The organism is Treponema primitia ZAS-2 (assembly GCF_000214375.1).
GTDB classification, from domain to species: Bacteria; Spirochaetota; Spirochaetia; order Treponematales; family Breznakiellaceae; genus Termitinema; species Termitinema primitia.
The window spans coordinates 1,151,635-1,174,467 of record NC_015578.1 but is presented as its reverse complement, the minus strand read 5'-3'; the positions used below and the strand labels follow the sequence as shown (position 1 = coordinate 1,174,467).

The window sequence follows — 22,833 nt, the reverse complement described above, 5'->3', positions numbered from 1 at the left end:
CCGGGCCGCAGCTATTAAGTCAAAATAAGCAGGGTTTTCGGGTCCAGTTTCAGGTCCATGTGTTCAGGGTTATAAGTGTCTCGGTCTTTGGAAACCGTAAGTGCAATGTGATCCTGCCTGGGTTCCAGGACAATCACCACATCCACCAGATCCACAAAATCCGTTACCACCAGGGGGATGCCCTTCTTGTCGTAGGCCGGGGCGTCACTCTTGACGGTACAGCTGTACCAGACCGAAAATCCCAGTTCCTTGGCAAATTCTTTAGCCCCAGCGATACGTTCCCGGCTCATCCTGTTAAAGTCAAATCCGTCGATGATCAGGGCATCGGCATTGAAGCCCCCATCCACGATCATCGCCCGAAGGCTTTTGAGGATCTGCTCCCCGGTAACCCCATCCTGGTTAAAGTTCATCAGGACCCGGTTTTTTATCAGTTCGTTTTTCACTTCCCGGGAATTTTCCAGGTTCTTTTTCTTGACAAATTCATCGAAAATATCCTCATACCAGGCAAGGACATAGTCGGTATGCTGGGTAAAAGATACATGGATGACCTTTTTGGTCTGTAAAAGCTTGTCCAGGGCAATCTGCACCAGCACCGAAGTCTTGCCGATGCCGCTCTGGGATGAAATAATCCCCACTTCCCCGGCCCCAAGCCCGCCGTGGATGGATTTCTCAAATATTCGCACCGGACTTCTCTGTATCAGTTCCTGTTTAACCATTTTTCCTACCTTCCCTGCTCTTTTCTTCGTTTTTCCTCGTATTCTTTCACGAGGGCCTCGGAAATGCTTGTCGGAACTTTGCCGTACTTTTCAAATTCCATGCTAAACTCAGCCTTGCCCTGGGTCAAGGACCGGAGCACCGTTGAATAGCCGAACATTTCGCTCAAGGGTACCTCAGCTTCCACCCGGGAGAAGGTCCCATCTTCAGTGGATGCGGATATTATACCACGCCTTTGGTTAATTGAGGCATAAATATTCCCCTGAAATTCAGTGGGTCCCTCCACGGCAACCTTCATAATAGGCTCCAGGATACAGGGCTTTGCCTTATTGTAAGCTTCCCGGAAGGCGCCGATGGCGGCTAACTGGAAGGCTATATCCGAGGAGTCCACCGGGTGGGACGCTCCGTCGTTGATCAAACAGCGGATATTGACAATGGGGAACCCGATGAGGCTGCCCCGCTTGACCGCTTCCTTAAAGCCCTTATCGCAGCTGGAGATGAACTCGTTGGGTATGGACCCGCCCTTAATGTTGTCCACAAATTCGTAGTCCCCGTCGCCGTAGGGTTCCATATAACCCGCTACCCTTCCGTACTGGCCGGAACCGCCGGTTTGCTTTTTGTGGGTGTAGTTGAAGTCCGAGCGCTGTTGAATAGCTTCACGGTACGCAACCTGGGGCATACCGGTTTCCACCTCGCACTTGTACTCCCGGCGCATCCGCTCGATGTACACTTCTAGGTGGAGTTCTCCCATACCCTGGATGATGGTCTGGTTTGATTCCTGGTCCACAAAGGTCCGGAAAGTCGGATCCTCCTTGGTGAAACGGTTCAGGGCCTTGGCCATCTGGTCTGCGGACTTTTTGTCCGTGGGGTTGATTGCCAGGGAGATAACCGGTTCGGGGACGTACATGGAGCTCATGGCATAGTTAAGCCCGCCCCCGCAAAAGGTGTCCCCGGAGGCGCATTCGACCCCGAACAGGGCCACAATGTCCCCGGGCGCCCCTTCGGTAATATCTTCCATATCGTTGGAGTGCATACGCACCAGCCGGCCTACCTTGAACTTTTTCCGAGCCCGGGTATTGATCAATTCTTCACCCTTTTTCAGGGAGCCCTGGTAAATCCGCACATAGGTAAGCTGGCCGTACTGGCCGTCCTCAAGTTTAAAGCCCAGAGCCACGGTGGGGCTCTTTTCGTCGGAAATAAGCTCCTTCCGCTCTTCCCCGTGGTCCAGGTCTAGGGCGTAGTTCTTTACCTCTGTCGGGTTGGGCAGGTAGTTGCTCACCCCATCCAGGAGGGTCTGGATACCCTTGTTTTTATAAGCGGAACCTATCATCACCGGCACAAACTGTTCCGCCAGAGTCCCCTTACGGATAGCCTGATGGATGAGATCCTCGCTTATATCCTCCCCGCCCAGGAATTTCTCCGCAAGCTCATCGGAAAAGAGGGAAACCGCATCGATCAGCTCTTCCCGGTACTTTTCCGCATCCCCCTTAAGGTGGGGGGGGATCTCGGCGTACCGGAGTTCGGTCCCCGAGTCGCCGTCAAAGTACACGGCCTTCATGGTAATCAGGTCCACCAGGCCCTCAAGTTTATCCTCAAGCCCAATGGGGATCTGTATCATCACCGCGTTAAGCCCCAGTTTTTCCCGGAGTTGGAGCCGCACCTTAAAGGGGTTGGCCCCGGTACGGTCACACTTGTTGACAAAGGCAATACGGGGCACATGGTAACGCTTAAGCTGCCTGTCCACGGTGATGGACTGGGACTGAACCCCCCCCACCGCGCAAAGCACCAGGATCGCCCCGTCCAGGACCCGCAAAGACCGCTCCACTTCAATGGTAAAGTCCACATGCCCGGGTGTATCAATGAGGTTAATGGTATAATCCTTCCATTCAACCTGGGTCGCGGCGGACTGAATCGTAATCCCCCGCTCCCGCTCAAGCTCCATGTGGTCCATGGTGGCGCCTACCCCGTCCTTCCCGCGGACCTCATGGATGGCGTGAATTTTGTCACAATAGAACAAAATACGTTCCGAAAGGGTGGTTTTCCCCGAGTCAATATGCGCGCTAATCCCAATGTTCCGCATCTTGGTAATATCGATGCCCATCTACACTACTCCTTAGGTTCATCCGTTATGGTATGATAAAAAATGCTAATAGACGCTCTGAATTGCGATAATATAGCAAAGATTTCAATTAGTTTCAAGAGGGGGTAGGGCTAAAAGCAATAAGCTGGTATTCTTTCTATGATTATAGCAAATTTCTTGCATTAGGGTGGAATAATTGCGTATCCGCATCCCTACAGATAAAGCAGCCGATCCATCAAAAGCAAATTCTCCTCCGGCGTAGCCAAAGGAACCTCGCACCCCGCAGCGACCAGGGAAGTGGCCGAGCTGATGTTCATGCAGCGTTTTATCTCCCGTTCCACCAGCTCAGCCGTCCCCTGCATCAACACCCCTGCGGGGTGTACGTTCCCGCTCACCGCGGTACCTGTCCCTTCAAAGAACCTTGCAGCCCTGGCGAAGTCCACCATGGAGTCAATATCAAGGATATCCGCCTTCACTTCCCGCAGTAATTCTAAGAGAGGCGTAATATTCCCGCATATATGGAGCTTCACCTTTGCTCCGCAGGCATGAATATATTCGGTGATTTTTTTGTCCCATTCCAGACCGTAGTTTTTATACAAGACCGGGCCAATTAGTGATGCTGCGGCATTGCCCACCCCGATAATATCCGCCCCGGCATGGATCTGGGCTTTTGCAAAGAGTTTCTGCTCCTCAAAAATGATTTGAAACAATTCCGGAAGGCGCTCTTCCTCCATGGCAAGGTCTATCAAGAGTTCATTTAAGCCCCTAAGGTCCGCCGCCTCGGCGATGCAGCCTTCTATCCATCCCACCACGGGGTAATCCTTCCCCACCCTTTGTCTGAGCAGTTCGCAGCCTTTGATGCGATCCAGAGTACGCTCGCTTTCCGTTGGATCAAAACGCTTCAGCACCGAAAGATCCCAGTCATCGCTAATCAGGGATTTCTTTGCATAGGGGACCGTGGTCTCAGGAAAGGTCAGCTCCGCGCCGAAAGCCGCGGCCTCCCGCATGGGATCCGAGATGGCGCTCACCGTATCCAGGCCGTACTTCTCCGCGCAGATAAGGTTCCCCTCAACCAGCTTCCGGTAATCCTGAACGTACTCCCGGTATGAAACCCCCGCTTCCCGGGCCACGATGTGCATCATGATGTTCATATTGGGGATCTTATCTACCGGCTTCCCTGCAAGCCGGGTATAGAGCCGTTCTTTCGGGGTCATAAAAACACCACCTTTTTATACGGCAGCCAAGAGACCCCGCGTTTTTACTATCAACCGAGCCCCGCCAGAAAAACGCCCGCGAACCGGTGAGCGGGTAGACGTTTCCAGGCCGCATGGCGTGGGGCTCAATAAAGGCTTATATACGGACATATCAGCCCAAGCCCGCTTTGCGCCGGGTATACACGTCGTAGAATACTGCCAGGAGCAGTATTATTGCCCGGACCACCTGCTGCCATGCGGCACCCAGGTTCATCAGGGACATGCCGTTGTTGATGGCGCACATAATAAAGGCGCCGATAACAACGCCGCCTACGGTGCCTATACCGCCGGCTGCGGAAACCCCGCCTATGTAACAGGAGGCGATGGCGTCCATCTCAAAGCCCATGCCGGCAGCAGGCAGCGCCGAGTTCATGTAACCGGTGTGGATAACCGCAGCAAGGCCTGTGAGGAGGCCCATCAGACAGAATACAAGGAAAACAACCAGTTCCGAGTTTATCCCCGACAGTTTTGCTGATCTGGCGTTCCCGCCTACTGCATAAATGTAGCGCCCCAGAATCGTGTTGTTCATCATAAACTGAAAGATAAAAATCGTGATGGCTAGAACCGCCACCACTATCGGCAGGCCCCGGTAGGTTGCAAAGCGCTGACTCAGGGCGAGTATCAATGCGCTGATGATGATTAGCTTTAAAACAAAGGCCCAAACAGGGGAAACAGCAAACTTGTTCTTTTTCCGGTTAATCCGGGTAATAACATCAAAAACAACGAATAGCAGTGCTACAATTGTTCCAACAATGAGGGGAAGGATGTCAAAGCTTTGGGCTTCATCAATCCATATATTGGGAAAAAACCCTGAAGCCATCTGCTTGTAGCCGTTGTCACGGAGCTGTATGGGGTTAAGGCTCGTAACAATATAGCTTAAGCCCCGAAACAGGAGCATCCCCGCCAGAGTCGCAATGAAGGCCGGCACGTTCATGTAGGCTATCCAGAACCCGTAAAAGGCGCCCACCAAAACCCCTATGGCCAGGGCAATGAGCAGGGTGGGAGCCATGCCTATGCCGGTATTGTAGGTCATGGCGCTGATGGACCCCACAAAGGCGCAGACCGATCCAACCGAAAGGTCTATGCCCAGCACGATGATTACCATCACCATTCCTACCGCAAGGATCAGTACATAGCTGTACTGAATGAGGATATTAGTAAAGTTGCGGGATGAAAAATTGGTGCCCCCGGTAAGATAGGCAAAGGCAATCATTATCAATACCAGGACAAAGAACATTGAATAGCCCTTTAAGCTGCCCATAAGCAAACTGCCAATACTGGGCTTTTTTTCCACTGTATCGCTCATAATCACTACTCCTCTATTTTTTTCCGTAAATCGGAAGGGAACTACCCTACCAGGGCCATGTGCATTATCTTTTCTTGAGTCGCCTCATCGTGGCTCAGCACGCCCTTAATTTTACCTTCATTCATAACATAGATCCGGTCCGCCATGCCCAGGGCTTCGGGAAGTTCCGAGCTGATCATGATCACGCTTTTCCCCTGGGCCGCCAAATCGTTTATGATTTCATATATCTCAGTTTTTGCGCCGACGTCTATACCCCTGGTGGGTTCGTCAACAATAAAGATCTCCGGGTCCGCCAGCAGGATGCGGCCTACCACCACCTTCTGCTGATTACCACCCGAAAGGTTCCGGGTAAGCTGATCTATCGAAGGGGTCTTGATCCGCAGTTCATTCCGGTATTTTTCAGCTTCCGCGATTTCCTTTGCCGCCTGCACCAGACCGAACCGGGAGAATTTTTTTGCCAGGGAAGAAGCAGAAATATTGTTCTTTATAGTTTGGATCAGGATCAGCCCCAGATTTTTCCTGTCCTCCGAAACATACCCGATCCCCGCTTCCAGGGCGGCTTTTGCGGAACGGGGCTCAATCTTTTTTCCGTGGAGAGAGAGTTCCCCTTCGCTGCGGGAACCGTAGGATTTACCGTAGATGCTCATCATCAATTCGGTGCGCCCTGCCCCCATAGGCCCGCAGAAGGCGAGGATCTCCCCCTTCCGCAGGTAGAATGAAGCGTTGTCCACAACTTTCATATTGTGATAGTCAGGATGATAAACCGACCAGTTTTTGACTTCCATGACCGTTTCCCCGGGGTTTGATTTCCTACCCGGAAAACGATGGGTTAAATCCCGCCCCACCATATCCTTGATGATCATTTCTTCTGTGACCTTATCCGCCTTGACATCGTAGGTGGAAATAGTCTTGCCGTCACGAAAAATAGTAATACTGTCCGCAATCTTGAGCACCTCATTAAGTTTATGGGAAATCATAATCGCCGTAATGCCCTGGCGCTTAAATTCAAGGATGAGGTTTAACAGATGGTTGCTTTCTTCATCATTCAGGGAAGAGGTGGGCTCATCAAGGATGAGAAGGTCCACTTCTTTGGAAAGGGCCCGGGCAATTTCCACAAGCTGCTGTTTTCCCACCCCCAGCTTGCTGACCGTAGTATAGGGGCTTTCTTTCAAGCCTACCCGGTCCAGGTACTTTTGCGATTCCTTTATATAAAAATTCCAGTTAATAATCCCAAGCCGGGTTTTCATGTGTCCCAAGAATATATTTTCGTAAATTGATAAATAGGGACTCAGGGCCAACTCCTGATGGATAATGGCAAGTCCTTCTTTTTCGCTATCCTTTACACTGTGGTAACCGGTTTCATGGCCCTTGTACAGGACCGTCCCATCGTAGCTGCTCTTGGGATACACCCCGCTGATTACGCTCATCAGGGTTGATTTGCCGGCGCCGTTTTCCCCGCAGAGGGAATGGATTTCGCCCTTCTTAACCCTGAAATTCACCCGGTCCAGGGCGCGGACCCCGGGAAATTCCTTAGTCAGGTTTTGTACTTCAAGAATATACTCGTCCATGGCGTTTCCTTTATCAATAGAAAAGATACAAGGCCGGACATGAAGTGTACCTTCATAGCCGGCCCTATATTCAAAAACGCTCTAACAAAACAGCGATTTCACACGCTTATTGCAAACCGTTGGCTGCAACTTCATCAGCACTGATGAATCCTGCGGTGATGGGTTCTCTCCAATTGTCCTTGGTGATATTAATGGGATCGAGAAGATAGGCTTTTACCACTTTCTTCCCCGTATCGCCGATGCTCTCAAGGCCGATGCTGGAAGCCAGGACCGCCCCGGGAACCACGGGATTCGCCACGCCCTTGAGGATCTGGTCCGCAAGGATGATGGCGGCTTCAGCCAGTTTGCCCGTATCCTTGAACACGGTCATGGCCTGCTGGCCGTTCTTGATCATGGCCAGGGAAGCGGCTTCGGCGTCCTGCCCTGATACCACGGGCAGCTTCTGGGCATATTTGGCATCCGCAAGGCAGGCTTCGATGATGGCCCGGGCCAGGGTGTCGTTGGGGGCAAGAACCGCATCAAGGGTTACGCTGCGGGCATCCCCGGTGAGGAGGTTTTCCATCCTGTTTTTGGCGATATTGGGCAGCCAGCCTTCAGTGGCTATACGCTGGAAATTGGCGGTGTCCTTGGAATCCTTGGGCGCCGGGCCCACTACCTTGAGTACGCCCTTCTCAATATAGGGATTGAGAACGCTGGTGGCGCCGTCAAAGAAGAAGAAGGCGTTTCCGTCAGTGGGGGAACCGGCAAAGTAGGTGATGTACTTGGGGGCCGCGGTGGTGGCGGCGTCGAGGTTCATAGCCTTTACCAGGCCCTGGCCCTGAAGCTGGCCGACCTTGAAGTTGTTAAAGGTGATGTAGTAATCGTAGTCCGCTGAATTCTGGATGATACGGTCATAGGCGATGACCGCAACTTTGTCCCGGGCCGCATCGGAAATCGCAGAGGCGACGCCGTCATTCAACTGACCGACCACCAGGAGCTTGGCGCCCTGGGTCAGGAGATTACCGATCTGCTGGTTCTGCTGAACCTGATCGCCGTTGCCGTTCTGGAGTTCCGCGCGGTAGCCGAGTTTTTCCGCCTCCGCTTTAAGGCTGGCGCCGTCTTTTACCCAGCGCAGAACCGTGGTTTCGGGCATTGCTATACCAATAAGGGGTGCAGCACTGGCTCCGCCGGTTCCGCCGCCCTGCTGTCCGCCACCGGCAAATGCCATGGCGCCAAAGGCCAGAAGGATCACTAAGACTAAACTAATTTTCTTCATTTTTTTCCTCCATAATGAATAATGAATTATAAACTTGATCTATTTTGGATCGGAAACATGTCTATTGGATACCGTAATCTTTTGACAAAAAAGAAGAATATTCCCCTTTTCCAAAAATGTGCCCCCTTTTAGAAGGAATATTTTAATGTCAATATTTTCCCCATTCGTGGGACTCCATAACATTCCGGTAAATATCCTCCTGGGAGTGAAAACCGTCCCGGATGACCACATCCATATTGGTTTTATCCACCGCTACAGGCATTTCTATATACCCCGGAACCATGGTCCCGCTCTGGTTGTCCAGCATGGTAGCCGGGGGAATGGGGTGCTTCTCCACGATGGACATGGCCAGTTGGGCTGCCCGGACAGCGAGTTTTCCTATGGGCTTATACACGGTCATGAGCTGAAGCCCCTCCACCACATATTGGCAGCTGATCAGTTCCGCATCCTGGCCTACCACCATCACCTTTCCGGCAAGGCGCCGCTCGGATAAAAGCTGGATCACCGCGCCGGCTATCTGATCATTGCCACAGGAGATGGCGTCAAAGTCCGAACGCTCTTCAAATATGGCGCCTACCTTTTCCAGGGCCTCGTCAAAACTCCACTCCTCAAGCCAGATTTCCTGTACAAGCTCTATGTCCCCTGCGGCAATGGGGGGGTCCAGTATTTCATGAAGCCCGACATTTACTTCGTAACTGTTGGAATCCGCCAGAGAGCCGTTAACCACCAAATACTTCCCCCGGGGAACCGCATCGGTCAGGGCCTGCCCGAACTTACGGCCCACCTCCCGGTTATCAAAAGAAATATACGCATCAATGGGCACCCCCATGATCATCCGGTCATAGGCTATCACGGGTATACCTGCATCCCGGACCTGTTTGATTACCCCGGTCATCATCTCAGTATTATTGGCGATCACCACCAGAATATCTATCTTCTGATTGGCCATATAGTTTATCTGGGCAATCTGCTCCCTGGTCCCCCCGGCGGAAAGCTGAACCAGCACATCCGCCCCCAGTTCCTGGGCCGCCCCGGAAAAGACCTTCACATCCTTGTTCCACCGTTCAACAATAAAGGTCGCCGTGGCTACCGAAAACCCTATGGTCACCCGCTTGGTCCCGTCCGGCTCCGGCACTGCAACACTGGGGATCTCCGAAGATACTGCCGCACCCTGTACCGGCGCCGGAGAGGCCGCAGTCTTCCCCCGGGAACAGCCGGAAAACACCAACACTACTACTATCAACCAGCTAAAGTTTATCCGTTTCATATCCACCCTCCTGCGCTGAAGATACCCTGCCCTGGGCAGCATACACCGTGGGCAGCACTCCGGTGGTTTTCCTGAATATCTTGCTGAAATAATTCGGGTCCTGGTACCCCACCGCAAAGGCCACTTCCTTGATATTCATCCTCCCCTCCAGGATAAGCTTCTCCGCCTGTTCTATCCGCAGCTCGGTCAGGTAATCCACAAAGTTTGTTTTCAGGTGTTCCGAAAAGAGGCGACTTAAATAGGCTGAGGAAACCTGGGCTGCCTCCGCCGCAGCACTGAGCTGGAGCCCCTCCGCAAAATGCCCGTGGATGTACTCAATGGCCTTGCCCAGGGGCAGGGGAAAGTTGCCCGATCTGTGCAGGGTGGCCTGGAACAGAAGCTTCCCGAAGGCGTCATCCGCCCAGAGTTCCCATTCCGCCATATCCTCCAGGGCCAGTATCTCCTCGGCAGGGTAAAAGGGGGGTTCCAGCTCAGAATGGGCGCCGTAGGATCCGGTACAGTCGTCTATCAGGAACAGAAAAAGTGCGCACATCTTCATCTTTGCCAGGGTAAAATCGCCTGAGGAAAACACCTCCTCCCAGAGGGACTTGAAGAGCTTTTTTACCTCCTCCGCCCCGGCAATCCCGATCTTATGCCGCAGCTGTACTATTTTTTGCCGTTCCCTCTGCTTCATATCCGTAGAGTTCAGTTTGTTTTGCAGTTCCCTCAATGCGCCGTTGCAGGACTGGTACAGTTCCGGCCCCGGACGGGGTTCCCCTATGCCGTAGCAGCAGATTCCAGGGGGCAGCTTAATTTCCCTGAATATACCCAGAAGCCGGCCCTCCAGGGTATCCCGGGGCAGTTCCTCAAAAACAAGAAAAAATCCCCGGTTCAGTATCACATCCCAGCGGCAACGATGGCGGTAGGAAAGCTGTTCGGCAATTTTTCCGCACCAGATTTCCGTATCCTGATCCAGTTCCGCCATAAACACTATCCCTTTGTCCGAGGGCAGGCTGAACCGTTCCCGGTACCCTTCCCAGTCTTCGGCGGAAATCTCCTTCCAGATGGTTTTCTGCAGAAACTGCCGGGCCGCCTCATCTTCGGTTTGGGGGGCCTGATCGGGCACCCGGTTTTTCAGGGCAGCGCGGACCTCATCCAGGGCGCCTAAAAAAGTTTTCTTTGAAACCGGTTTAACCAAGTAGGCAAACACCCCCAGGGGTATGGCCCGCTGGGCAAGATCGAAACGCTCATAGGCGGTGGAAAGGATAAAAACCATGGGGACAAATTTTTTGCGGACCTCGGTGATCACCTCCAGCCCATCCAGGCCGGGGATGTTGATATCCATAAACACCAGATCCGGTTCCAGCTCGTAGATCAGTTTCAGGGCTTCAAAGCCCGTACGCGCCTTTCCCGCCAGGGCAAAATCGCCGGTGCCCTTCAGCATAAATTCGTAACTGTCCAGGACCGGCTCCTCATCGTCCACAATCAGAACTCTATACACGGCTTCCTCCGGGATACGAGGGTTCCCTCAGGGTATTGATACGGATAATGATGGCGGTCCCTTCCCCGCCCTCGCCGCTCTTGATATCCACCACTTCAGGATCATCGGGGTAGAAAAAGTACAGCCGCTGGATCACGTTTTCCAGCCCCATAACCCTGGACAGAGAGGACTGGGCTATGGACTGGGGATGGAGCAGCTTTTCCCGGGTTTCCCCGGTCATGCCGCTGCCATTGTCCACCACTTGTAACACCAGCCGTTCCCCTTCCAGAGCCGCACTAACCCTGATGTGGGAAGCCCGGGCGGAACTTTCCTCAGGATAGGCCGGAACGTTCTTAAAGGCGTGGACCACACAGTTTTCCACCAGGGGCTGGAGTATAGAAACCGGCACCTTGTATCTGTCCAGCAGGGCCTCGTCGCAGTCCATGGCAAGATCGAGGCTCTTGGGGAACCGTACCCTTAACAGGTAGAAATAGTAATTCATCCCTTCAATTTCATGGCGCAGGGGAACAATAATTTCTTTGTTTCTGATAATATGCCGGAAGAGCCGGGCCAGGTACTCCATGTATTCCCCAGTCCGGTCCGCCCCCTCCACAATGGCAAGCTGCATCCCCGTGTTCAGGGTATTGAACAGGAAGTGGGGATTCATCTGGGCCTGGAGGGCGTAGATCTCCATGTGCCGCACCAGGCCTTCCATATTCATATTCCGCAAGCGCTCCTGCATATATTCCTGCCTGATGTTTTCCTGACGGCGTATGGCCTCAACATATTGGCTGATATCGTGCTTCATCCGGTTAAAAGCCCGGACCAGCTGATCCATTTCCTCAACAGAACTGGGCTCAATATCGTTAACCCCAAAATTCCCCGCGGAGATCTCCACCGCCATGGCGGAAAGTCTGACCAGGGGGCTGGTGATACGTCTGATGGAACTGAAAAGCATGAGGATTGCGAAGATGGAAATAAAAATGATGAACAAAAAATTCCAGAACTGAACCGCCCAGGCATCGGCGATAAAAATCCCATAGGCATCCAACTGGCTCCTGAACCGTTCGGTGCTGATGTGGTCTATCTCGTTATTGATGTAGCCCAGGAGCCCCTCCATCTCATCGTAGATCCGGGTATAGGCGGATACATTCCGTCCCCGCTTTTCCTCCATGGCCTGGTCCGCCAGATTCAGATAGGAATGGATCAGGGAATAAAGCTCCCGTTCCTTCAATTCGGACTGGTTCACCGTTATGGGCATATAGGTGGGCAGCTTCCACCGCAGGGCCTGGGTATCAATGAGAATCCGGGAGAGGGCGTTGGAGGAACGGGTAGAAAGATAGTTGAGCAGGGGTTCCTGAAAAGCCTCAAGCCCCTCCTGGATGGACTTGATAAACCGCTCCTTCTCAAAGCTGCGGGCCGACACCGCCTGGAGTCTTATGGAGGAAAAGAGAATATAGGCGGTGGAAAGAACCAGGATCAAAAAGACCCCCACCCCGCTGAAGAGCATTTGCAGGCGGATGGAACCCCGTATCCTTCCAAGGGGGGATTTCACAGGCTGCTCCGATCTATGATCCCTATCCCCGTATCAATGGAGGTGGGGGTATAGCCTGTGTTCCGCAGGGACCACAGGGACCGTATGGATTCGTAGCCTATCCGTTCAGGATTGGTCAGGACACTACAGGCGATGAGGCCTTTGCGGATATTTTCCAGTATCCCCGGATCATCACCAAAACCGATGATCTGGACCTGACCCACCAGGTTCATGTCGATCAAGGTTTGGACCGCCGCCAGGGTATCGTTCGGGTCCGTAAAGATGATGGTATTGATGTCCTGCCTGGTCCTGAAAAGCCGGTACAGGAGTTCCTCCGCATCCAGGGGATTCAGGTTGGTCCGCAGCCCCAGGATAGGGGCGGCCAGCCTTTGCCCCAAGGCGGCGGATATCCCCATCTCCATCAGTTCCCGCTCCCCGTATATGCCCGGCGCCTTGTCGCTGTACACCAGGGCCAGCCGTATGGGCCCTTCGTTGATGGCGCCCACAGAAAGGCCTACCCTGCGGCCTACCTCGAAGTTGTTGGACCCGATAAAGGGCCAGGGCTGATCGTTGGGCACATTGTGGTTGATGATCACCACCGGAATCTGCTGCGCCCCCAGCTTATCCAGCTGGCGCCGGGCCAGAGCGTCGTCCAGGTAGGGGCAAACCACAGCCCCGTCTATCCCGGTATAGGAAGCCATTTCCAGCTCATTTTTGGCCGGGTCAATAGAATGGATGGAAACCGCTAAATTCAGCTCCGCCGCAGCCTGTTCCGCCCCCCGGATAATCCCGGTGAAGAAGGAATTCCGGTTATCCGGCAAATAAAGGGCAAAGTGGTAATTCAGAGGGGAAGGGAGGGCCCCGGAGCTTCCGGTGAGGTTTCCTGCGGAACTGGTCATATCCCGGGCCAGGAAAAGGGAAACGAGAAAGGCCGCCAGGGACAATAAGCCAAATAAAGCTATGCCCATTCTTAAAAAATATTTCATTTTTTATTGAAAATTTCGTTTCCCCGAGATAAATTTACTGATAGTATACTCTTTTATAGATTTTTTGTCAAAAAAGGAAAGGAATATGGAAAAAATTAAAAAGAAACCCCATTTGACAAAAGAAAGTATTTGGAGTACAATATGGAGAACGAAATTTTTATAATTTGACAGAAAACAGTGCTTTTTCGTACAATGAAAAAAGGGATATAACCCGATAATTACATAGAGGTATAGAGTGGCATCGGTTCACGAGTATAAACGGTTTGAAAACAGTCTGGTCTTTAAGGTAAAAAACCTTGCCCTTATACTTGTCAAAGGGATAGCTTCCTTTTTCAAAGTCATCTTTCAGGAGCTAACCCGCCGGTATACCATCGTCTTAGTCCCCCATTCTGAGAAAAAAGTCTACAATCTCCATGTAACCGTGCTGTCCATGGCCTGTATGGCCCTGGTCCTGGCAGGTATAGTCGGGGCTTTCTTCTGGTACGGCGCTTCCTACAGCAATACCAGGGGTGTATTGGCGGACAAGGATGGGCGGCTCAAGAACGCCCAGGCCAGCCTGGACCAGTTACGGGACGAAACCTCCCGGCTCCTGCGCACTGCCCGGGGCTTCGAAGTGGCACTTTCCAGCACCCTTTCCGCCCTGGGGGTGGATACTCCTGCAAATAGGGCTTCCAATCCCTCCCTTTCCGGGGACCTTTCCTCATTCTTCGATATCAAAGAAACCGCCGAAGGGACCCTCCAGGAAGTGGACGATGTGCGGCGGCTTTCTGAATACCTGGCCTCAGCGGTGGAGCCGGTCAAGGAAATCGGCACCCTCCTGGATTCCCAGAGTGCCCTGCTCACGGAAATTCCCAGCATCTGGCCTATCAAAGGCGGCATAGGCCATATTTCCATGTTCTTTGGACAGAATGAAAACCCCTTTACCGGCCAATATTACATTCATAAGGGCATTGATATGTCCACCTACCGCCAGGGGGATGCCATTGTGGCTGCCGCGGACGGGCAGGTGGTAACCGTGGACTACGACGCCACGGGCTTCGGGAACTATGTGATCATCAAGCACAAGCATGGGTTCTACACCCGCTACGGCCATATGCAGCAGTTCCGGGTAACCACTGGGCAGCGGGTACAGCAGGGGGAAACCATAGGCTATATCGGGAACACCGGCCTTTCCACAGGACCCCACCTGCATTACGAGGTTCATATCGGCTCCGACGTGGTAGACCCCTTCAAGTACCTTAATATCCGTTCCAGCATCGCAAAAAACCAACGGTAAACCCTCAGGCAGCCGAAGGCGGGAGGGTGAATGTCCAACGACAGATACGAAGATTTTTCCATTAATACCATCTTAGGTCCCGGCGCTTCGATTAACGGCGATATTGAGTCCGGGGGCTTTACCCGGGTGGACGGCAGCATACAGGGCAATTTGACCGCCCGGGGCCGGGTCGTGGTGGGGGAACGGGCACGGATGAAGGGCAATATCACGGGCACCACGGTAACCATAGGGGGGGTTGTTTATGGAAACATCCTGGCCGACGAGCGAATCATCATCCTCAATACCGCCCTGGTCCTGGGTGACATTATCACCCGGCGCATCCAGGCTGACGAGGGCTGCCTTATCCACGGCAAGGTAACGGTCTGCCAAAGCGATGAAGCCTGGGATCGGGCCGTTGCGGAGCACCGGGACGCCCAGGGGGTCAAATCCGCCCTTTCGGCTTTCTCCCATTCAAAAAAGGCTTCCCGCTCCGGGGGATCGAATGGATAAAATAGAGCTCCCCAGCAACATCCCGCTTTTTAACCCCGCAGCCTACGCCCAGACCCGGAAACCCGGGGACAAGGCAATAAAAGGCACAAAAAAGAGTGCCTTCTCCCGTCTCCTGGAGGGAACCGAAACCCGGGAAGCTGAGGACCTTGAAGCCTCGGCCGCCCTGGACAGCCTTGCCCCCTCGGAAGAGGTCCTCCAGGAACTCCTTGACGGGGTCCACAGCGCCGGTGACGATCTGCGGCTGCGGCCCCTGGGTGAGGAGATAGCACAGTACAAACGGGCGGTCCGCCGTTTCCTCCGCTATGTGGTGGCAAATGGCTACGATATTGAAGCCCAGATCGGCATCCCCAATTACTTAAAACCCGGGTTTAAGGGTGAGCGTGGAACCTCGGAATCAAAAGAGGCAAAACGGCATCACGTGATCCGGGTGGTGGATGAAAAACTGGAACAACTGGCTGCGGGAATACTTGCGGGCCAGGTTGACCAGCTTGGACTGTTGGCCCGGCTTGATGAAATCACCGGCCTGCTTGTAGATTTAGTACAATAAAGACCTATGTTTTTATTGTAACGCGACCTCGGCGATCCTGCTTTCGCCAAAAAAGGAAACCATTATGTCTGATGAATATGAAGATATGGACGGGGATGAGGATATTTCCGCCCTAGAGGATAATTCTGACTCCCTGGGGGAAGAAACCGATGTTATCGTTGTAGCCGTGGATGACCCCCTGGCCCCGGACACCCCGGTTTACCGGCTCCGGCTTTCCTACTCCAATGAAACCTTTCTCGCCGCCTATAAAGGGGAAGAACTGGGCGCCGGAAGCTGGGTCATGGTTCCCACCCGGTACGGACGGGATCTGGCCCAGATAATCGGCCCCATACAGCACCGGAATTCTCCGGGCTTAGGCGAAATATCCCGGATAGAACGGCCCGCCTCCAAGGATGACCTGGAAAAATCCCAATATAACCGGAAACAGGAAAAAGACGCCTTCCGGATCTGTAAGGAAAAAATCGAGACCCACCGTTTGGAAATGAAGCTGGTTTCGGTCCATTACCTACTGGAGGAACCAAAGATCCTCTTTTTCTTTACCGCAGAAAACCGGGTGGACTTCCGTGAACTGGTAAAGGACCTGGTAAGTATCTTCAAGACCCGTATTGAGCTGCGCCAGATCGGGGTCCGGGACGAATCCCGGGTAGTGGGCGGCCTGGGTGTCTGTGGCCGGGCCTACTGCTGCCACGCGGTTTCGGACAAACTCAAGCCGGTCTCTATAAAAATGGCCAAGGACCAGAACCTCTCCCTGAACTCCATGAAAATTTCCGGCCCCTGCGGCCGTCTCCTCTGTTGCCTGGCCTACGAGCACAATTTTTACAACGAACAGCGCCGGCTCATCCCCCCTGAGGGCTGCAAGATCAGCTATGACGATGCTATCTGGAAAGTGGTGGAGGTCAATGTGGTGGTAGGTACCGTAAAACTCAGCGCCGAAGACAGCCGCCAGGTCACCCTACCCGCCGCCCGGTTCGAAAAAATCGAGGGCAAGTGGCAGGTGAAGGCGGGCTAAAAGCCCGGCGGACTAAAGTCCAATGGGCTAAAGCCCGGGGAGTTAATCCTTCCTGGCAGTCCCCACCAGGGTAACCGCCTCCCGGCTCAGGGGGTTTTTGTCAAAGTCCCGGTAAAAAGGTTCTCCACTGAGCGGGGCATTCCGGAGCAGGGAGCTTAATTCCCGGGAACCCACCGGGTAGAGCAGGGTGTCTTCGGAGAAGACCGGGTAGCCGTTAAGGGAAAGGACCGCAGTGCTGAGTCGTATATGGCCGTCCGGGATGGTATTATAACGCTGGGTAAGATTCACCCGCACCGTTTCTTTGGGGGGTATTTCGCCGCTTTTTCCCACCACAATACGGTCGTAATTCAAAAGCTCAAACACAAAAACCCCGTCCTGCACCAAAAGTTCCCGGACTTGGCGGAACAGGGAATCAATTTCACCTTTACTGTTGAGGCAGGCCAGACTGTTTCCCAGGCAGAGAATCATGTCAAAGCTTGCTGCGGGGAAATAGGAGCGGCAGGCGCGCATATCCATGCAAAAAAAACGGGCGTTGCTTTTGGGTTCCCGGTTACGACGGTTGGCGCTTTGGATCATGGTCTCATTGACATCAATGCCCACCAGATCCATGCCCTGCCGGGCCAGGTACAGGGCGGTGGTCCCGGTGGCGCAGCCTATATCCAGAACCCGAAAAGGCCTGGAGGGATCCAGGTTTTTTGTCAGGAATTCAATAAATTCCATGCGCTTCTTTTCAACCGGAAACAACTCATCGTAATATTCCAGTAAATCTTCATACCTATTTTTCATATTTTTTTTACAAGATCCGGCGAATATCCGCTAATCCCCGGTAATTTTTAAAATTTTTCTTACCTGAAAAAACCTTTACCGCACCGCCTTGGCCACATCGCAGATTCGGCGGGCCATTTTCTCCAGGGAAACCTGCTCCTGCACATGGCCCAGTTCATGGGCTACCCGGGGCATACCGTAAACCACGGCGGACGCCTCATCCTGGCCCAGGGTCATGCCCCCTTCCTTGAAAATGGTCCCCAGCTGTTGGGCGCCGTCCCGGCCCATACCGGTCATGATCACCCCCAGGGCATGGTTGGTATACACAAGAGCCACCGAGGCGAAGAGCACATCCGCCGAAGGCCGGTGACCGCTCACCTGGGGCGCATCGGAAAGGTGGGCTACAACTCCCCCGCCCCTCCGCTCCACTTCCAGGTGCTTATTCCCCTGGGCAATGAGGATGCGCCCGGGCTGTATAGCGTCCCCTTCTTCGGCTTCCTTCACATCCAAGGGGCAGAGCCGGTCCAGGCTTTTGGCAAATTCGTTAGTAAAGCCCTGGGGCATATGCTGAACCACCACGATGGGCACCTTCAGGTCCTTATCCAGGTTGGCAAACACCACCCGCAGGGCGTCAGGTCCGCCGGTGGAGATACCGATGGCAATAATTTCGGTCTTAGCGGGCTTGCGTACCGCTACCAGCGGCTTGGCCGGCCCGGTGGCTGGGCTACCCAGGATCTGACTGACCGTGGAACTTTTCGCCGGCTCGGTTCCGTGTGCAATGGGGGTAATGGTCTTGGCGGTAAAATCAATGGAGGGGACTACCTTGCGGCCCTGACTCCGGCGGTACTGACCGCCATAGCCTAAGAGCATGCCCACCAGGGTATCCTTTACGGTGTGGATGTCCTCGGACACCGAACCTGAGGGTTTCTGAATAAAGTCGCTGGCCCCCAGAGAAAGGGCTTCAAAGGTGATCTCCGCGCCTTTGGCGGCAATGGAAGAAAGGATCACCACCGGGATGGTGATCCCCTGTTTTTTTCGTTCCTTAAGGAATTCAATGCCGTTCATTTCCGGCATTTCCAGGTCCAGGACGATAATATCCGGGTTGACCCGGGGTATCTTATCCAGGGCGAAACGTCCGTTCATGGCCTTTTCAGCAATCACCAACCCAGGGGTGGCTTCTATCATCCTGCCTATGAGATTACGCATCAGCGCCGAATCGTCAACAATTAATACCGCAACATCCTCAGCCACAATCGTTCTCCTTTTACTATTTTTCTCTGCCCTATATAAATTTCCGGTACAAGGTTGCCCACTCGGTTTTAACAAATTCGAATTTGGTATTCATCCCGAAGAGGGATTCAGAATGGCCGATAAAAAGAAAGGCCTTGGACGCCATGGAATCCCAGAAACGGTTAACCACCCCGAGCTGGGTTTGTTCATCAAAATAGATGATCACATTCCGACAGAATACGATGTCCAGATTGCGCTGCCCCGAATCGTTTTTAAGGTTATGGTAATCAAAACGTATCTTAGCCATCAGCTCGGGCTTAACCTTATAGCCTCCGGTTACCTTGTCGAAGTACTTTTTCAGGTAATTATCCGGGATACCGTCCATACGACCATCGGCGTAGAAGCCCTCCTTGCCGGTCATAAGGCATTTCAGGCTGATATCACTGGCCACGATCTCAAATTTCCAGGGCGGGGGCAGAATTTCGGTCAAAAGCATGGCGATAGTATAGGGTTCCTCCCCGGTGGAACAGCCGGCACTCCAGATTTTGATGGTAGTATTGCCTGTAGGCTTCTTAATCTTCATCAATTCCGGGATAACATGGTGTTCCAGAGCGTCAAATTGGGCCTGATTACGAAAAAACCGGGTCAGATTGGTGGTAACCGAATCAAGAAAGCCCTTGAGCTCCTCTTTATCTTTGGAGATGGTAGTAAAATAGGAACCCAAGGTGATCCCCGTCTTACCCCGAAGCCGCTCCTTGAGCCTGCCCTCCAGAATGGAGCGATTGGTCTTGGTAAAATTGATACCGCTTTCATTGTAAATGAGGTTTCGGTACTGCTCAAAATCAGCATCGGTCAAAACTATTTCATCTGCCATACCCTTTATAGTAAGGACTGCGCTAGATAGTGTCAATTATCAATTTTATAATATTAGTAAAATGTGGGCTTTTACTGCTGGGGTAGTGACCGGGCGGAACCCCCTTTGAGCAAACCGGGAATTTGTCAGTACGTTGACTAAGCCCCCCCGCATCGGGATAATTGGTTTACATGAATAAGTTTATTTTTGTCACCGGGGGCGTGTGTTCAAGCCTTGGTAAGGGGGTCGCGGCCTCCTCCCTGGGAGCCTTGCTTGAAGGACGGGGGTTTAATGTCCGGATGGTCAAGTGCGATCCCTATATTAACGTGGATGCTGGGACCATGAGCCCCTACCAGCATGGGGAGGTCTATGTAACCGACGATGGGGGGGAAACGGACCTGGATCTGGGAAATTACGCCCGGTTTACCTCCGGGCCCCTTTCCCGGGCCAATTCCATCACCACCGGCCAGGTTTACGAAACCGTGATCCGTAAGGAACGGGAGGGCCGGTACCTGGGGCGTTGTGTCCAGGTGATCCCCCACATAACCGACGAAATTAAAAATCGGATTTTGGCGGTTTCCAAGGAAGACGCCGATACTGATGTGGTGATCGTGGAAATCGGTGGGACCGTGGGGGATATTGAATCCATCCCCTTTCTGGAAGCAGCCCGGCAACTTATTCATGAATTGGGCCGGGAAAACGTCCTTTCAGCCCACCTGACCCTGATCCCGGAGGTCGGCGAGGGTGAGTTAAAGACCAAACCCACCCAACACTCGGTGAAGGCTATGCAGGAACAGGGAATTCAGCCGGATGTGCTGATTTGCCGGGCCCCGGTAATGCTGGAAGAGGCAACCCGACGGAAGATAGCCCTTTTTACCAATGTGGAAAGCGAGGCGGTCTTTACTTCCTACAATGTGGACACTACAATTTATGAGGTACCCCTGGTTTTTTTCGATCAGAAACTGGATCAGGTGGTATTGAAAAAGTTGGGGGTAGAGAGCAGGCACGCCAACCTCAAACCCTGGTACTCCATGATGGAGCGTTTTAACAGCCTGAGCGGCAAGGTCCGAATCGGCATCGTGGGTAAGTATATGGACCTTCACGACTCCTATAAGTCGGTGTTTGAAGCCCTGTTCCATGCGGGGCTGGAAAACCGGGTGGAAGTGGAGTTGGTAAAGATCGACTCCTCCCGACTGGAAGAAACCGAGGATGCCGATGCTGTCCTGGGGGCTTCCGCTGCGGATGGGGGGGTGGATGGTATCCTGGTGCCCGGAGGCTTTGGCCAGCGGGGCATCAACGGCATGGTTAAGGCTTCGGCATGGGCCCGGAAAAACAAGCTCCCCTACTTCGGCATTTGTTTGGGGATGCAGATCATGGTGATAGACTGGGCCCGGAATGTGCTGGGCTGGGAGGACGCGGATTCTACGGAATTTAACCAGGACACCAAGCACCCGGTGGTAAGCCTCCTGGAGGATCAGGTGGATGTGAAGAACTACGGCGGCACCATGCGGCTGGGAAAATGGATATCCCTGGCGGAACCAAACTCCCTGTTTTTCGCGGCCTATAAAGAAAAGACCGTTTCCGAGCGCCACCGGCACCGTTACGAATTTGCCAATACCTTCCGCAAGGAAATGACCGATGCAGGGCTTCAGCTTACAGGCTTTACGGAGGATAAAAGTTTGGTGGAAGCCGTAGAATGGTCGGATCACCCCTGGGGCCTGGGGGTACAATTCCACCCGGAATTTAAGTCCAAACCCACCGCAGCCAGCCCCCTGTTCCGGGACTTCATCGCTGCGGTCAAAAAAACGAAAGGGAATTAGAAATTAGGAAGCAGAAGTTAGGAATGAAAGATACGAAACCAGGCAAAAAAAGAGTGGCGACAAAACACAAATTCCTCATTTCTCATTTCTCATTCCTCATTGGTATAGCCTTAGTTTTGCTGGGCAGCTGCTCCTTTGATTACGGTGACATGGAATCTGAAAATGAAGACCAGCCGGACATTATTATGGGAGAGGTGGAGTATGTCCGGATGCGGGATGGGGACCCGGTGGTGCGTTTCCGGGCCCAGCTGGCGGAACGGTATGAAAAACGGCAGACCATGGAACTCCGGAATTTTTCCTTTGAACAGTTTTACAATCACGGTGATGATGTAAATGCCTCAGGCCGGGCGGGGAATGCCCTGGTGGAACTGGAGTCAGGAAATATATTGCTGGAAAAAAGTATTATTATCGCCGTTGAGTCGGAAGATATAACCATAGAAACAGATAACCTTTCCTGGGAGGACGAACCGAGGCTGCTTACCGGGGGCGAAGAGGATACCGTGGGCATCCAGCGTTCCGACGGGACCCTTTTTTCAGGCAAGGGTTTTTTCGCCGATGCCCGGAGCAGAACCTGGGCCTTTTCCGGCGGCGTAGATGGAACTTTTGTTGATAAGGATGAGGAGGATTCTTCCGGGGAGGAATCCTCCGAAGAAGTGGCCGAACCGGGCAGCTACCCCGAAAACGGGGAACCTTTCATTAATCCGGAACAAAGCCCGGATGCGGATGGGTATGAGCCCATGGAACCGGCCCTATGGTCATAAAAACCCTTCCCCTGACACTTTTACTGTTGGCCCTTAGCTTTTCTGTCAATGCAGATACCTTTACTTTCAGGGCGGATCACATGACCGGGGGTCGGGCGTCGGGGAAAGAAATCACCATGCTTACCGGGAATGCCGAGGTGCGGTCCGATAAGCTGCTGCTCAGGGCTAACCGGATAGAGCTTCAGGGGGAAGATAATCAGTTTATCGACTGCTTCGGCGAAGTCTGGGGGCTGGAGGAGGATAAAAACATACTCTTCCAGACCGACCGCCTACGCTATGACCGAAAACTCAAAATAGCCCGGCTGGAGGGGAATTCCACCCTGGAGGACCGGGAAAACGAAATCGTCGCCAAGGGCCGTTTTATTGAATATGACGATCAGGCCGAAATAACGGTATTCCAAATCTCGGTTCGGCTCTTCAAGGATGATATGGTGTGCCGTTCCGAATACGCCGTGTACCGCCGTCAGGCAAAACTGCTGGATCTGTCGGGGTTTCCGGTGGTCTATAAAACTAACGATGAATTCAGGGCCGACCGGATCAGGGTAGACCTTGATACGGATGATGTTACCATGGAGGGCTCAGTTTCCGGCTCTATCAAAGAGAAAGCGAAAGAAGAAGCAACAGAAGAAGTGACAGAAGAAACAAAAGAAGAGGAATAGCC

The 22,833-nt window shown here is 53.1% G+C and carries 20 protein-coding genes; 7 read left to right on the top strand and 13 right to left on the bottom strand.

The features are described 5' to 3' along the window. Positions 1-14: 14 nt before the first annotated feature. The 10 genes from TREPR_RS05235 to TREPR_RS05190 all read right to left on the bottom strand — a co-directional run bounded on the left by TREPR_RS05235 (position 15) and on the right by TREPR_RS05190 (position 13,404). Positions 15-716, bottom strand: a complete 702-nt coding sequence (locus tag TREPR_RS05235) for a P-loop NTPase family protein (protein ID WP_015707259.1) — start codon at positions 714-716, stop codon at positions 15-17. Positions 717-721: 5 nt separating this feature from the next. Then, on the bottom strand, positions 722-2,815 hold the full coding sequence (fusA, locus tag TREPR_RS05230) for an elongation factor G (RefSeq protein WP_015707258.1): 2,094 nt from the start codon (positions 2,813-2,815) through the stop codon (positions 722-724). 191 nt (positions 2,816-3,006) lie between these two features. Further along, entirely contained in the window at positions 3,007-4,008 is a 1,002-nt protein-coding gene (locus TREPR_RS05225) for a uroporphyrinogen decarboxylase family protein (RefSeq protein WP_015707257.1), read from the bottom strand. Between the two features lie 151 nt (positions 4,009-4,159). After that, a complete protein-coding gene (locus TREPR_RS05220; RefSeq protein WP_015707256.1) occupies positions 4,160-5,353 on the bottom strand; it encodes an ABC transporter permease subunit in 1,194 nt (397 codons plus the stop codon). A 41-nt stretch (positions 5,354-5,394) separates the two neighbouring features. Then, the gene (locus TREPR_RS05215) at positions 5,395-6,921 is read right to left on the bottom strand and encodes a sugar ABC transporter ATP-binding protein (RefSeq protein WP_015707255.1); all 1,527 of its coding nucleotides are present in this window, start codon (positions 6,919-6,921) and stop codon (positions 5,395-5,397) included. 106 nt (positions 6,922-7,027) lie between these two features. Further along, positions 7,028-8,176, bottom strand: a complete 1,149-nt coding sequence (locus TREPR_RS05210) for a sugar ABC transporter substrate-binding protein (protein ID WP_015707254.1) — start codon at positions 8,174-8,176, stop codon at positions 7,028-7,030. 148 nt (positions 8,177-8,324) lie between these two features. Next, positions 8,325-9,443: a substrate-binding domain-containing protein gene (locus TREPR_RS05205; RefSeq protein WP_015707252.1), complete on the bottom strand. Its 1,119-nt coding sequence runs from the start codon at positions 9,441-9,443 to the stop codon at positions 8,325-8,327. Next, positions 9,424-10,923 carry a response regulator transcription factor gene (locus tag TREPR_RS05200; protein ID WP_015707251.1) on the bottom strand — a complete coding sequence of 500 codons (1,500 nt, stop codon included), beginning with the start codon at positions 10,921-10,923 and terminating at the stop codon, positions 9,424-9,426. Before TREPR_RS05200 ends, TREPR_RS05205 begins: the two co-directional genes overlap by 20 nt. Then, positions 10,916-12,457 (bottom strand): sensor histidine kinase, encoded by a 1,542-nt coding sequence (locus TREPR_RS05195; RefSeq protein ID WP_015707250.1) that lies wholly within the window; start codon positions 12,455-12,457, stop codon positions 10,916-10,918. Before TREPR_RS05195 ends, TREPR_RS05200 begins: the two co-directional genes overlap by 8 nt. Continuing rightward, a complete protein-coding gene (locus tag TREPR_RS05190; RefSeq protein ID WP_015707249.1) occupies positions 12,454-13,404 on the bottom strand; it encodes a sugar ABC transporter substrate-binding protein in 951 nt (316 codons plus the stop codon). The genes TREPR_RS05195 and TREPR_RS05190 overlap by 4 nt, the downstream gene beginning before the upstream one ends. Positions 13,405-13,657: 253 nt before the next feature. Here TREPR_RS05190 and TREPR_RS05185 point away from each other — a divergent pair, with 253 nt between their 5' ends. The 4 genes from TREPR_RS05185 (at position 13,658) to TREPR_RS05170 (ending at position 16,743) form a co-directional block, all read left to right on the top strand. Further along, positions 13,658-14,698 carry a M23 family metallopeptidase gene (locus tag TREPR_RS05185; RefSeq protein ID WP_015707248.1) on the top strand — a complete coding sequence of 347 codons (1,041 nt, stop codon included), beginning with the start codon at positions 13,658-13,660 and terminating at the stop codon, positions 14,696-14,698. Positions 14,699-14,728: 30 nt separating this feature from the next. After that, positions 14,729-15,187: a bactofilin family protein gene (locus TREPR_RS05180; protein WP_015707247.1), complete on the top strand. Its 459-nt coding sequence runs from the start codon at positions 14,729-14,731 to the stop codon at positions 15,185-15,187. Beyond that, on the top strand, positions 15,180-15,734 hold the full coding sequence (locus tag TREPR_RS05175) for a YaaR family protein (protein WP_015707246.1): 555 nt from the start codon (positions 15,180-15,182) through the stop codon (positions 15,732-15,734). Before TREPR_RS05180 ends, TREPR_RS05175 begins: the two co-directional genes overlap by 8 nt. Positions 15,735-15,798: 64 nt before the next feature. Next, positions 15,799-16,743, top strand: coding sequence for a PSP1 domain-containing protein (locus TREPR_RS05170; protein ID WP_015707245.1), 945 nt, complete (start codon positions 15,799-15,801; stop codon positions 16,741-16,743). 42 nt (positions 16,744-16,785) lie between these two features. Here TREPR_RS05170 and TREPR_RS05165 read toward each other — a convergent pair whose 3' ends face one another. From TREPR_RS05165 to TREPR_RS05155, 3 genes are all read right to left on the bottom strand, one after another. Beyond that, complete coding sequence (locus tag TREPR_RS05165; RefSeq protein ID WP_015707244.1) at positions 16,786-17,529, bottom strand: class I SAM-dependent methyltransferase; 744 nt, start codon at positions 17,527-17,529, stop codon at positions 16,786-16,788. 75 nt (positions 17,530-17,604) lie between these two features. Continuing rightward, entirely contained in the window at positions 17,605-18,714 is a 1,110-nt protein-coding gene (gene cheB, locus TREPR_RS05160; RefSeq protein ID WP_052299785.1) for a chemotaxis-specific protein-glutamate methyltransferase CheB, read from the bottom strand. Positions 18,715-18,790: 76 nt separating this feature from the next. After that, complete coding sequence (locus tag TREPR_RS05155) at positions 18,791-19,612, bottom strand: CheR family methyltransferase (RefSeq protein ID WP_015707242.1); 822 nt, start codon at positions 19,610-19,612, stop codon at positions 18,791-18,793. Positions 19,613-19,782: 170 nt separating this feature from the next. Between TREPR_RS05155 and TREPR_RS05150 the strand changes: the two genes are divergently transcribed. The 3 genes from TREPR_RS05150 to TREPR_RS05140 are packed head-to-tail and all read left to right on the top strand — an operon-like array spanning position 19,783 to position 22,831. Next, positions 19,783-21,411 (top strand): CTP synthase, encoded by a 1,629-nt coding sequence (locus TREPR_RS05150; RefSeq protein ID WP_015707241.1) that lies wholly within the window; start codon positions 19,783-19,785, stop codon positions 21,409-21,411. Between the two features lie 23 nt (positions 21,412-21,434). After that, positions 21,435-22,172 (top strand): LPS export ABC transporter periplasmic protein LptC, encoded by a 738-nt coding sequence (gene lptC / locus TREPR_RS05145; protein ID WP_015707240.1) that lies wholly within the window; start codon positions 21,435-21,437, stop codon positions 22,170-22,172. Then, entirely contained in the window at positions 22,163-22,831 is a 669-nt protein-coding gene (locus TREPR_RS05140) for an OstA-like protein (protein WP_015707239.1), read from the top strand. Before lptC ends, TREPR_RS05140 begins: the two co-directional genes overlap by 10 nt. Positions 22,832-22,833: the final 2 nt, after the last annotated feature.